The organism is Mycobacterium sp. RTGN6, assembly GCF_033804605.1.
Taxonomy (GTDB): Bacteria; Actinomycetota; Actinomycetes; order Mycobacteriales; family Mycobacteriaceae; genus Mycobacterium.
Genome location: NZ_JAPZKZ010000004.1, coordinates 439,152 through 450,830, shown reverse-complemented (window position 1 = coordinate 450,830; position 11,679 = coordinate 439,152). Strand labels below are relative to the sequence as shown.

Here is an 11,679-nt window from a genome sequence, read left to right as displayed (position 1 = left end):
CCACAGCAAACACGATTTCACTGCTCACGATGCCACCCGCCTTAACCACGGCCGACCCGCGTAGAAGTCGCTGCGTTGCTTGACCTCCCGGGCAACCGACGCCCAGGAGGTGGCGGTTGCGATCGCGCGCGACGCATCGCCCATCGCCTCTTGGCGTGCGTCGAGATGGAGTGCCCAATGGCGGCCGCCGTCGAGCACGGCCGCCCACTTGACCGGATCGCGGTCATCGAGCGCCTGCCAAGGCAGCGACCCAACCGTGGGCAACAAGTCCACGGTTGAGAGCAGCGGAGCCACAAGCTCGTGCACGGGCCACCAGTCGATGGTCCGAGCGACGTTGGGAGGGAAGTTCACTTGCTCACCTCCGCGGCCTTCAGCCTGGCGATGCACGGTATTCGGCGCTTGCGCCGCCCGACCGCGCATCCGCGGATGACCGTTGGCTCTGCGACACACCTAACACCCACGGGGGCGCCGCAATTCGGGCACTCAATCATCAATGCCTGAGTCTGCGCATAGGGGCCGATCGCCGAAGATCCGACGGTCTCCTCATATCGCTCTGAGTCCGGGTAGTCAGCATCCATCATTGCGGCCACCTCCGCTAAGCCGGCGCCAACCGTTGTGTCCAACTTCGGAATCTCCGAAGTTGACTATGCTGTTGTCAGCGAGTGGTGTCGTCGAGGTGGCCCGGGTAGCGGAAGCTCCCGGGCTTCTTCGTTTCGTCATGACGCTGCGGCCCCCCGACGACGGCGAGCCTGCGCGGACTTCAACGCCAGCCTCTGAAAGAACTCCTTGCGAGCGTGCTCAGCTCGCTTGGCGCGTTCGGCCGGCGGCAGTATGCCGTCGGGGTCGACCTGCTGCTCGAACTTGTCGAGAAACGCCTGGCGGCCAGGAGCCGTACGCGCCGAGCGGTCTTCGGTCTGCGACCAGGATTTGTGAGCGCCTATCTGGCCGACGATTCGGCGTTCAGATGGCGGAAGCCCATTGGCGGGCATGGCGAACCTCCACAAAATGTGAAGGCCCGTACCAGACCTACCCTGAGGGCGTACGTCCCGGTGGTGGAGTCGTAGCCGGGGCGGGCGACAGAGGCATAGCGTACCGCGCTATGCCTCTTTTAGTTCGTGAGTCGATACTCGGCGTGTCCGGCCGACGCCGCTGCCACCCTTAGATCGCGCCCCAGTGCCTCGAAGTCGAATGCACCGGCGTAGCTGCACTTCTCACGCTTGCAACGTAGTCGCACACGGAGCCTGCCGGCCGCGGTCGATTCCTCGAAGCGGAAGCCGTGATTGGGGTCTGCGTACACATCCCCGAAGTAGTCCTTGTCTGTGCCCCGAGGTCGCAGCACAATCCCCCGGTCGTTGAGAACGATGACAGCGACGTTGGCAATGAAATGCCCCCTTGGGCAGAGCACCCGAACCTCGCCGACTCGAACCTCCTCGACCCCCATCGCGTCGAGGAGGGCAGAGTCCGAGTCCAGCGCGGCTTGGACGCTCTCAAGAAACTCTTCACCTCTCGTCATAGGTCTCGCACCCCGAGGTTCAGTCGGTCGAACTCGGCAGATGCAAGATCTTCCGCAGCGGTCTTGACGTAACGGTCAATCATTTTCCTTGACGCCCAACCACTTTGAGCCATCAGTCCACCTTCGGTGCCGCCTGCGGAGAGCCACCGGACAGCCGCGGTGTGCCTCAAGCGGTGGACATGGAAACCCGGAACGCCCGCCTGGTCGGCGCGCTGCTTCAGCGCGGTCGTCATGCCCCGATACGAGAGGCGCCGCGCGCCTGCACTGCCCACCCACAGGGCCCCGACGTCGGGAGCACCGACCGCCCGGCGGGCTCTGATGTAGCGATCGAGATCGGCGGCTGCGGCCGCCGAGAACCGCGCCGTCCGGCCCTTGCCACCCTTGCCGCGTCGGACGAGCAGCGTGCACGTCGTTAGGCCGAGGTCGGCGACGTCGAGCGCAAGGCACTCCGCGGCCCGCAGCCCGGTCTCGGTCAACAGCACCACCAGTGCGAGGTCGCGTTTGTCCCGGAACGTTGGGCCTTTGCACGCCTTGACTATTCGGCGTACTTCGTCGTCGGACAGGTCGGGTACCGCCTTGTCGTCAAGTTTGGGCGCCCGCACCGCCAGGACGGGGTCGGCGTCGAATCCCTCCTCGGCGGCAAGCCAACGGGCGAATAGCTTGAGCGCGGTCAATCGGAGTCTCGCGGTGGCGGGTTCGGCTTCGGCCAGCGAGGCCATGAAGGCGCGCACGCCATCCTTCGTCAGGTCGAGCGGGAGTGTCTGGTCGCGGCAGAACGATAGGTAGCTGGTCACACCCGCCCGATATGCCTTGAGCGTGGCAGGAGACTTGCGCTCACCACGCAGCGTGATTAGCCACGAGTCCTGCAACGCGTCGAGATCCAGCAAACCATCGGTCACTCAGTTATCCTACATCTGAGCGTCGTGCTTCTGTGTTATCCTGCAGTCGACCGGCGAGTTCGCAGGTCAAACCGATATCGGGAATGCTGCCCGACTGTCGATAACGGAACATTAACGACTTCACGTGCGCCCGGACGGGTTATCGCCGCGGTGCGCGAGGAATTCGTCCTACGGAATCCGTGCTGTGAAACACTTCCGGCATGACTATCCCGGCCCCCCCAAGCATGTTGCCGCACCTATGGAAGTCGGCGGCCGTGTCTGGCCTGTTTGCCATCGTGCTCGGAATCGTGGTGGTGATTTGGACCGGCACCTCGATCACGCTGGCCGCCATCTTCTTTGGTGTTGCGTTGCTGGTGACCGGCATCCAGCAGGTGTTCTTCGCGTTCACCCTGCGCGCGTCCACCGGTATCCGCGTCCTGCTGTTGATCAGCGGCGCGGCGGCCCTAGTGCTGGCCGTGATCGCGCTGTCCCGCTTCTACGACGCATGGCGACTCCTGGCCATCTGGATCGCGGTCGGATTCATCTTCCGCGGCGTGGCGACGACGGTGTCGGCGATCAGCGACCCGACACTGCCGGGCCGAGCATTGAACGTCGTCGTCGGGGTCATCACCCTGATCGCGGGCATCGTCGTGATGGCCTCGCCGTATGACTCCCTGCAAATCTTGGCCTGGGTCGTCGGCTTCTGGCTGATCGCCATCGGCGTGATGGAGCTCATCGCGGCCTTCGCGATCCGCAATGCCACCGCACCCGAACCGGTCGACGAACCCGAGGTCGACGCCGCTTCCTGACCGTCGCCACATCGGCACCTTGGTCTGCGCGGCCACATCTACTACACTTTGTCGTAGGAAAATGACCCGCAGTTCGGGAGCTGGTGCGAATGGATGCGCTCGACGTCTCACGGTGGCAGTTCGGAATCACCACCGTGTATCACTTCTTGTTCGTCCCGCTCACCATCGGATTGGCGCCGCTGATCGCGGTCATGCAGACCGCATGGGTGATCACCGGCAACACCGCGTGGTACCGGCTCACGCGCTTCTTCGGCAAGCTCTTCCTGATCAACTTCGCCCTCGGGGTGGCCACTGGCATCGTGCAGGAATTCCAGTTCGGCATGAACTGGAGCGAATACTCCCGCTTCGTCGGCGATGTGTTCGGGGCGCCGCTGGCGATGGAGGGGCTCGTCGCGTTCTTCTTCGAGTCGACCTTCATCGGACTCTGGATCTTCGGATGGACCCGGCTGCACCGACTGGTGCACCTCGCGTGCATCTGGATCGTCGCGATCGCCGTCAACATGTCGGCCTTCTTCATCATCGCCGCGAACTCGTTCATGCAGCATCCGGTGGGTGCCCACTTCAACCCCGAGACCGGACGCGCCGAACTCACCAGCATCGTCGCGCTGTTCTCCAACAACACTGCACTCGCGGCGTTCTCGCACGCGGTCGCAGGCGCCTTCCTCGTGGCGGGCACGTTCGTCGCAGGGGTCTGCTCATGGTGGATGGTGCGGGCCCGCACCACCGACGAAGCCCGCACCATGTACCGGCCTGCGACGATCCTGGGCTGCCTCGTCGTCCTCGTGTCGGCGGCCGGGCTCTTCTTCACCGGCGACGCACAGGGCAAGCTGATGTTCCAGCAACAGCCCATGAAGATGGCCTCCGCGGAGTCGTTGTGCCACACCGAAACCGACCCCGCCTTCTCGATCCTCACCGTGGGCACGCACAACAACTGCGACAGCGTCACTCATCTCATCGAAGTTCCCTACGTGCTGCCGTTCCTCGCCGAGGGTCGCTTTGACGACGTCACCCTCAAGGGGGTCAAGGATCTGCAGGTCGAGTACCAGGCCAAGTACGGGCCCCACGACTATCGACCGAACTTGTTCGTCACGTACTGGTCGTTCCGCGCGATGATCGGATTCCTCGCGTTCCCAGCGCTGTTCGCCGTCGTGGCGCTGTGGCTCACCCGCCGCGGCCGCATCCCCGACAAGCGCTGGTTCTCGTGGCTGGCGCTACTCACGCTGCCGACCCCGTTCCTCGCCAACAGCGCGGGCTGGGTCTTCACGGAGATGGGCCGCCAGCCATGGGTGGTGGTGCCGAATCCGACGGGCGATCCGATGCTGCGGCTGACGGTCGATCAGGGTGTGTCGGGACACTCCGCGGGCATGGTGCTCACGTCGCTCACGGTGTTCACGCTGGTGTACGCGGTTTTGGCGGTGATCTGGTTCTGGTTGATCCGGCGCTACGTCGTCGAGGGTCCGCTCGAGCACGACTCCGAACCCGCGCCCCCACGGCCACCCGGCGACGATGAGCTCGCGCCGCTGTCGTTCGCGTACTGAGGAGGAAGACATGGGGCTGCAGGACTTCTGGTTCGTCGCACTCGCCGCGCTGTTCCTCGGCTTCTTCGTGCTGGAGGGGTTCGACTTCGGCGTCGGGATGTTGATGGGACTCTTCGGCCGAGCCGCCAAGGGCGATGCCGAAAAGCACAGGCGCGCAGCGCTCAACACGATCGGGCCCGTCTGGGACGGCAACGAGGTGTGGTTGATCACCGCAGGCGGGGCGATGTTCGCCGCGTTCCCGAGCATGTACGCGACCCTGTTCTCCGGGCTCTACCTGCCGCTGCTGGCCATCCTGTTCGGCATGATCCTGCGCATCTGCGCCATCGAATGGCGTGGGAAGGTCGACGACCCGCGCTGGCGATCGTGGGCCGACCTCGGCATCGCCGTGGGATCGTGGCTGCCTGCCGTGCTGTGGGGTGTCGCGTTCGCGGCGCTGTTGCGCGGGCTTCCCGTTAACGCGGAGCAACAGATCGAGCTGTCCATCACCGACGTCCTGAATCCGTACACCGTGCTTGGCGGGCTAACCTTCGCAGGGCTGTTCGCCTTCCACGGCGCGGTCTTCGTCATCCTGAAAACCGAAGGAGCCGTGCGCAGCAACGCGATGCGGTTCGCCGCCGGGCTGGGCCTTCCGGTCACCGTGCTGGTCGCCGGGTTCGGGGTGTGGACACAGTTGGCTCATGGCAAGGACTGGACGTGGTTCGTGCTGGCGATCGCAGTGGTCGCGCAGCTGTCGGCGGTCATGCTGGTGTGGAGTCGTGGCGGCGATGGCTGGGCGTTCAGCTGCACGGCGGTGGTGGTGGCGGCCGTCGTGGTGATGTTGTTCGGCAACCTGTACCCGACGCTGATCCCGTCGACGCTGAATCCCGAGTGGAGCCTCACGATTCAGAACGCATCGTCCTCGCCGTACACGCTGAAGATCATGACCTGGGCGGCGCTGATCTTCGCTCCACTGGTGATCGGCTACCAGGCCTGGACGTATTGGGTCTTCCGGCAACGGATTTCCGCCGCCCGGATCCCCGAATCCATCGGCCTGAGTCCGCGCTCGAAATGACCCGCTTCCCCGCGACGGCCGCGATGCGGCGCCACCTGGCGGCGTCGGTTGGTTGTGGCTTGGTCGTCGCGGGCAGTGCGATCACCTGCGCGGTCCTGCTGGCCCAGTTGGTCGCGGGCGTCGTCAGCGACGCCGACTCCCGCACGCTGGCGCACTGGGCACCGACGTTGTCACTCCTGTTGGGCGCGTGGACCGTTCGGGTGATCGCACTCCTGCTGCAGGCCCGGCTGAGCCAACGTGGCGCGACCGCGGCGATCGCCGAGCTCAACGAACGCGTGCTGACCGCCGTGACTGCGCTGCCACCCCGTCGACTGGCGGCGGTGCGCGACGATGCTGCGCTGCTGACGACGCGCGGGTTGGACGGGCTGCGTCCGTACTTCACCCGATACCTACCGGCGGTCATCCTGGCCGCCCTGCTCACGCCCGCCGCCGTCGCAGTCATGGCCTACAACGACATCCAGTCCGCCGTGATCGTGGTGGTCGCGCTTCCGTTGATACCGCTGTTCATGGTGCTCATCGGTCTGGTGACCAGGGACCGCTCGGCGGCCGCGCTGCGAGCGATGGCCACGCTGCAGGCCCGGACACTGGACCTCATCGCGGGCATCCCCACCCTGCGCGCACTCGGCCGGGCTGATCGGCCCGCGGACCGCATCGCCGAACTCGGTGCCGCTCATCGTCGTTCGGCGCTGGCGACCTTGCGCATCGCATTCATGTCGTCGCTCGTCATGGAACTCCTGGCCACACTGGGTGTCGCCCTGGTGGCCGTCAGCGTCGGCATGAGGCTGGTGTTCGGTGAGCTCGAACTGTCGACCGCCCTCACCGCGTTGCTGCTGGCGCCCGAGGTGTTCTGGCCACTGCGCAGGGTCGGACTGGAGTTCCATGCCGCTGCGGACGGGCAGACCGCTGCCGAACAGGCGCGCGGTCTGCTCGACGCGACGGCGGACACCGGTCGCGCAACCATCCCCGCGACCGGGACGCCGATCCGCCTGACGGGCGTCGGCGTTGCCGGCCGCGACGGCGTGGCCCCCCACGACCTGACACTCGACGCGCAACCCGGGTCGGTGACCGTGCTCACCGGACCCAACGGCTCCGGCAAGAGCACCGCCCTCGAGGTAATCCTCGGATTGACCCCGCCCTCGTCGGGCCACGTGCTCATCGGCGGCGTCGACGGCTCGGCACTCGACCTCCGCGCGTGGTGGGACGCGGTGGCCTGGTTGCCGCAGCGGCCGGTGCTGATCCCAGGCTCGGTGCGCGCCAACCTCGAACTGTTCGGTCCCGTCTCCGACCTCGACGCCGCCTGTCGGGCAACCGGTTTCGACGAGGTGTTGGCGACCCTGCCCGATGGCCTCGACACGATCATCGGCCGCGGCGGAAGCGGATTGTCGCTCGGCCAACGGCAGCGGCTGGCACTGACCCGCGTGCTCGGCTCACGCAAGCCGGTTCTGCTGCTGGACGAGCCGACGGCACACCTCGACGCCGTCCTGGAGCAACGGGTCCTGGCCACCATCGCCGAACGTGCCGAAGCCGGCGCGACGGTCGTGGTCGTCGCTCACCACGAGCCCGTCATCGCCATCGGCGACCGCGTCGTGCGGATGGGAGGTGAGGCGCTTGTCCCGCAATGACCCGCTACGCATGGCGTTCGCACTGCTTGGTCCCCGGCTCGGCCGCTTGGGGCTGGCGATCGCGTTGGGCACGCTGTCGCTTGGCAGCGCGCTGGCGCTCGCCGGCGTGGCCGCATGGTTGATCACCCGGGCCTGGCAGATGCCCCCGGTGCTCGACCTGACGGTCGCCGCCGTGGCGGTCCGCGCGCTGGGCATCACAAGAGGTGTATTCGGATACTGCGAACGGCTCGTATCGCACGACACCGCGTTGCGCGCGGCGGCAAGCGCACGCACCCAGCTCTACCGGGCGTTGGTCGACGCCCCCGCCGAGGCCGTCATGCGCCTGCATAGCGGAGATCTCCTGGCCCGCATGGGCGCATCCGTCGACGAGCTGTCCGACGTACTGGTGCGCGCCGTGCTCCCGATCGCCGTCGCCACCGTGCTGTCGACGGTCGCCGTCGGCGTCGTCGCACTCTGCTCGCCTGCCGCCGCGCTGATACTCGCCTGCGGCCTGGTCGTCGCCGGTGTGGTGGCGCCCTGGCTGTCCGCACGCGCGGCAGCGGCCACCGAAGAACTCGCCGCCCAACACCACGGGGCCCGCGACGCGGCGACGATGCTCGCCCTCGAACATGCCCCCGAACTCCGCGTCGGCGGACGACTCGACGAGGTGATCGCCGAAGCAACGCGGCGGCAACGGGATTGGGGCTGTGCCGCCGACCGCGCGGCCGCACCCGCCGCGATCGCAGGCGCGGCACCCACCGCCGCGGTCGGGGCCAGCGTGCTTGGCGCGGTACTGGTGGCCATGTCCATCGCACCGACGGTGGCGCCCACCACCCTCGCCATCCTGATGCTCCTGCCCCTGTCCGCGTTCGAGGCGACGACCGCGCTGCCGGGCGCCGCCATCGCGCTGACCCGGGCGCGGATCGCCGTGGATCGGCTCCGACGGCTCACCGCTCCGGCTCCACAGGCCAGGGACCGACCACCGATGGAGCCGCTCGACATCAACCCCGGCGACCGGCTGGCCGTCGTCGGCCCCAGCGGCTGCGGCAAGACCACACTGCTGATGGCCACTGCCGCCAGCCATTCCGAGCCAACCTTGACGGCCGGCTTCTTCGCCGAGGATGCGCACATCTTCGACACCACGCTGCGGGACAACCTGCTCGTCGCACGTGGCGACGCGTCGGACTCCGAGCTCATCGCCGCCCTGCACCGCGTCGGACTCGGCCCGTGGCTCGACGAGTTACCCGCTGGATTGGCCACCATGCTCCTCGACGGGGCGGCCGCGATCTCCGGGGGCCAGCGGCGCCGCTTGCTGCTCGCCCGCGCCCTCATCTCGACCTTCCCGATCGTGCTGCTCGACGAGCCCACCGAGCACCTCGACGCCGACGACGCCCGTCGGCTCATGACCGAGCTGCTTACGCCGGACGCCCTCTTTCCCGCCGACCGGGCGGTCGTCGTCGCAACCCATCACCTTCCCGAGGCGGTCGACTGTCCCAAGGTGACGCTCAGCGATCGCCGGTAATCTCACCGGACATGAGCCCGTATCCAACCGGCTATCCCCCGCCGCCTCCGCTGCCGTACGCCAGCCCACCCCCCATCCCCCGGCGGCCGATGAACTGGCTCGGAACGACGGCGCTCGTGATGGCGATCGTCGGCCTGATCCTCTGCTGGTCGGTCTTCGGTGGAGTCATCTTCGGCGTCATGGCGATCATCGTCGGGGTCAACGCCCGCGGACGCGTCAGGCGTGGTGAGGCCACCAACGGGTCCGTGGCGACGTCAGGTATCGCGCTGGGCGTGCTGGCGGTGGTCGTCTCCCTGGCGGTCATCGCCATCTGGGTGCGCCTCTACCAGGAGGTCGACGCCCCCGCGTACGTCGACTGCGTCGCGAAGACGTCGGACCAGCAGGGCGCCGAGAAGTGCGCGGACGAACTGCGCCAACGGGTCCAGCACGAGCTCGGCGAAACGTCCCAGAGCTAGGTGCCGGTGCCCGGGAAGTGCTTGACGATGCCCTCCTGGACCACTGTGGCGATCACACGGCCCGAACGGTCGAAGAAGTGGCCGGTGCCCAGCCCCCGAGACTCCGCCGCGACCGGTGACGACGTCGAGTAGAGCACCCACTCGTCGAAGCGCACGGGACGGTGGAACCACACCGAGTGGTTCATCGAGACGGCGAAGATGCGGTCGAATCCCCACGACAATCCGTGAGTGGTGATGATCGAGTCGAGCACCGTGGTGTCCGACGAGTAGACCAGCGCCGCAGCGTGCACGACGGGGTCGTCGGGCATGTCGCCCTCGGTCTTCATCCACACCCGGTTGTGCGCGAGCCGCTCACCCTTGTCACGCATCACCCACGCCGGATCGTTGGTGTAGCGCCACTCGATCGGTCGCAGCGCGCTGACGAAGTGCGGCACCTTCTCTTCGTATCCACGCAGTAGCTCGCCGATCTTCGGCAGATTCTCGGGTGACTCGACCTCGGGCGCGGCGATGTCGTGCTCGAGCCCCCGGCCGCCGGACAGGTGCGACACCAGCGCGCATCCGAGCAGCACGCCGTCCTGCAGCACGTCGACGCGCCGGTTTGCGAAGCGTCGTTCGTCGCGTAGCCGGACCACGTGGAACTCAAGGTCCTGACCCGGGTCGCCGCCCGCGATGAAGTGCATCGACAACGCGCTTGGCGGCAGCCCGTCGGGGACGGTTCGGCTGGCCGCAACGAAGGCCTGGGCCATCATCTGCCCGCCGAACGTGCGCACCGGATTTCTACTCGGATGTGCCCCGGTGAAGGTGTCGTCGTCGACGCGGCGGAGGTCGAGCGTCGCCAGCAGTTCCGCGCAATCGCCGGCACTCAAACCCGTCAGCTCCTAGTGGTCGTCCTCGCCGATCCGGTGGACGTGGATCAGGTTGGTCGAGCCTACTGTGCCCGGAGGAGCGCCCGCGACGATGACCACCAGGTCACCCCGCTTGTAGCGACCCAACTCGAGCAGCGACTTGTCGACGATGCGGATCATCTCGTCGGTGCTCTCCATGTGCGGCACGATGAACGTCTCGGTGCCCCAGGTCAGCGCCAGCTGGCTGCGCACCTCGGGCAACGCGGTGAACGCCAGCAGCGGCAACGGCGTGTGCAACCGCGCGAGCCGTTTGACGGTGTCCCCGGATTGTGTGAAGGCGACCAGCGCCTTGGCGTCGAGCCGCTCGCCGATGTCGCGCGCGGCGTAGGAGATGACGCCGCGCTTGGTCCTCGGGACGTGGGTCAACGGCGGCGCGGCGGTGGAGTTGTCCTCGACGGCGGCGACGATGCGCGCCATGGTGCGGACGGCCTCCAGCGGATACGCACCGACTGACGTCTCGCCGGAGAGCATCACCGCGTCGGCTCCATCCAACACGGCGTTGGCCACGTCGGACGCCTCGGCGCGGGTTGGTCGGGAGTTCTCGATCATCGACTCGAGCATCTGAGTCGCGACGATGACGGGTTTGGCGTTCTCCCTTGCCATCTGGATGGCCCGCTTCTGTACCAGCGGGACTTCCTCGAGCGGTAGCTCGACGCCGAGGTCACCACGCGCGACCATGATCGCATCGAAGGCCAGCACGATGGCCTCGAGGTTGTCGATGGCCTCCGGCTTCTCCATCTTGGCGATCACGGGGACCCGTCGGCCGACCCGGTCCATCACCTCGTGGACCAGTTCGATGTCGGCGGGTGATCGCACGAAGGACAGCGCAACGAGGTCAACGCCGAGGCGCAACGCGAACTCGAGGTCCTCGACGTCCTTCTCCGAGAGGGCGGGCGCCGAGACGTTCATCCCCGGCAGCGACATGCCCTTGTTGTTGCTGACCTTGCCGCCCTCGGTCACCGAGCAGACCACGTCGCTTCCGTCGATGTGCTCGACGACCAGACCGATGTTGCCGTCGTCGACGAGCACCCGGTCGCCCGGGGTCGCGTCCTGGGCCAGCCGCTTGTAGGTGGTCGACACCCGGTCGTGGGTGCCCTCGACGTCTTCGGTGGTGATCCGCACGGTTTCGCCGGCCGCCCACACCGTGGGGCCGTCGGCGAACCGGCCGAGCCGGATCTTGGGTCCTTGCAGGTCAGCCAGGATGCCGACCGCGCGGCCGGTGATGTCGGAAGCTGCGCGCACCAGCTTGTAATTGGATTCGTGATCGGGGTAGTCACCGTGGCTGAAGTTCAGCCTCGCGACGTCCATTCCTGCCTCGACCAGCGCGTTCACCATCTCACCGGTGGACGTGGCCGGGCCGAGCGTACAGACGATCTTTCCGCGTCTAGTCACGTCGCATGAGTCTAG

At 67.1% G+C, this 11,679-nt stretch carries 12 protein-coding genes; 6 read left to right on the top strand and 6 right to left on the bottom strand.

The window, feature by feature from the left end:
• Window positions 1–24 precede the first annotated feature (24 nt).
• The 4 genes from SLQ33_RS13025 to SLQ33_RS13010 all read right to left on the bottom strand — a co-directional run bounded on the left by SLQ33_RS13025 (window position 25) and on the right by SLQ33_RS13010 (window position 2,412).
• A complete protein-coding gene (locus tag SLQ33_RS13025; RefSeq protein ID WP_319454248.1) occupies window positions 25–351 on the bottom strand; it encodes a DUF2742 domain-containing protein in 327 nt (108 codons plus the stop codon).
• Window positions 352–716: 365 nt separating this feature from the next.
• A complete protein-coding gene (locus SLQ33_RS13020) occupies window positions 717–989 on the bottom strand; it encodes a hypothetical protein (protein WP_319454247.1) in 273 nt (90 codons plus the stop codon).
• A 119-nt stretch (window positions 990–1,108) separates the two neighbouring features.
• Window positions 1,109–1,513, bottom strand: a complete 405-nt coding sequence (locus SLQ33_RS13015) for a hypothetical protein (RefSeq protein ID WP_319454246.1) — start codon at window positions 1,511–1,513, stop codon at window positions 1,109–1,111.
• Window positions 1,510–2,412 (bottom strand): tyrosine-type recombinase/integrase, encoded by a 903-nt coding sequence (locus SLQ33_RS13010; RefSeq protein ID WP_319454245.1) that lies wholly within the window; start codon window positions 2,410–2,412, stop codon window positions 1,510–1,512. The genes SLQ33_RS13015 and SLQ33_RS13010 overlap by 4 nt, the downstream gene beginning before the upstream one ends.
• Window positions 2,413–2,612: 200 nt before the next feature.
• On the opposite strand from SLQ33_RS13010, the gene SLQ33_RS13005 reads away from it, so the two are divergent.
• The 6 genes from SLQ33_RS13005 (at window position 2,613) to SLQ33_RS12980 (ending at window position 9,367) form a co-directional block, all read left to right on the top strand.
• Complete coding sequence (locus tag SLQ33_RS13005) at window positions 2,613–3,200, top strand: HdeD family acid-resistance protein (RefSeq protein ID WP_319454244.1); 588 nt, start codon at window positions 2,613–2,615, stop codon at window positions 3,198–3,200.
• 89 nt (window positions 3,201–3,289) lie between these two features.
• Window positions 3,290–4,738 (top strand): cytochrome ubiquinol oxidase subunit I, encoded by a 1,449-nt coding sequence (locus tag SLQ33_RS13000; protein WP_319454243.1) that lies wholly within the window; start codon window positions 3,290–3,292, stop codon window positions 4,736–4,738.
• Window positions 4,739–4,748: 10 nt separating this feature from the next.
• Window positions 4,749–5,789 (top strand): cytochrome d ubiquinol oxidase subunit II, encoded by a 1,041-nt coding sequence (cydB, locus tag SLQ33_RS12995; RefSeq protein WP_319454242.1) that lies wholly within the window; start codon window positions 4,749–4,751, stop codon window positions 5,787–5,789.
• Between the two features lie 23 nt (window positions 5,790–5,812).
• Complete coding sequence (gene cydD / locus SLQ33_RS12990; protein WP_319454370.1) at window positions 5,813–7,411, top strand: thiol reductant ABC exporter subunit CydD; 1,599 nt, start codon at window positions 5,813–5,815, stop codon at window positions 7,409–7,411.
• A 10-nt stretch (window positions 7,412–7,421) separates the two neighbouring features.
• Entirely contained in the window at window positions 7,422–8,912 is a 1,491-nt protein-coding gene (locus SLQ33_RS12985; RefSeq protein ID WP_413467646.1) for an ATP-binding cassette domain-containing protein, read from the top strand.
• An 11-nt stretch (window positions 8,913–8,923) separates the two neighbouring features.
• Complete coding sequence (locus SLQ33_RS12980; RefSeq protein WP_319454240.1) at window positions 8,924–9,367, top strand: DUF4190 domain-containing protein; 444 nt, start codon at window positions 8,924–8,926, stop codon at window positions 9,365–9,367.
• Here SLQ33_RS12980 and SLQ33_RS12975 read toward each other — a convergent pair.
• Window positions 9,364–10,233, bottom strand: a complete 870-nt coding sequence (locus tag SLQ33_RS12975) for an acyl-CoA thioesterase II (RefSeq protein ID WP_319454239.1) — start codon at window positions 10,231–10,233, stop codon at window positions 9,364–9,366. The genes SLQ33_RS12980 and SLQ33_RS12975 overlap by 4 nt on opposite strands.
• Before the next feature lie 12 nt (window positions 10,234–10,245).
• Window positions 10,246–11,664, bottom strand: coding sequence for a pyruvate kinase (pyk, locus tag SLQ33_RS12970; RefSeq protein WP_319454238.1), 1,419 nt, complete (start codon window positions 11,662–11,664; stop codon window positions 10,246–10,248).
• Window positions 11,665–11,679 lie beyond the last annotated feature (15 nt).

Bases quoted from the DNA above. Each gene is read 5' to 3' on its own strand.
- SLQ33_RS13020 (WP_319454247.1), bottom strand. From the start codon at position 989: ATGCCCGCCAATGGGCTTCCGCCATCTGAACGCCGAATCGTCGGCCAG.
- SLQ33_RS13015 (WP_319454246.1), bottom strand. From the start codon at position 1,513: ATGACGAGAGGTGAAGAGTTTCTTGAGAGCGTCCAAGCCGCGCTGGAC.
- SLQ33_RS13005 (WP_319454244.1), top strand. From the start codon at position 2,613: ATGACTATCCCGGCCCCCCCAAGCATGTTGCCGCACCTATGGAAGTCG.
- SLQ33_RS13000 (WP_319454243.1), top strand. From the start codon at position 3,290: ATGGATGCGCTCGACGTCTCACGGTGGCAGTTCGGAATCACCACCGTG.
- cydB (WP_319454242.1), top strand. From the start codon at position 4,749: ATGGGGCTGCAGGACTTCTGGTTCGTCGCACTCGCCGCGCTGTTCCTC.
- cydD (WP_319454370.1), top strand. From the start codon at position 5,813: ATGCGGCGCCACCTGGCGGCGTCGGTTGGTTGTGGCTTGGTCGTCGCG.
- SLQ33_RS12985 (WP_413467646.1), top strand. From the start codon at position 7,422: ATGGCGTTCGCACTGCTTGGTCCCCGGCTCGGCCGCTTGGGGCTGGCG.
- SLQ33_RS12980 (WP_319454240.1), top strand. From the start codon at position 8,924: ATGAGCCCGTATCCAACCGGCTATCCCCCGCCGCCTCCGCTGCCGTAC.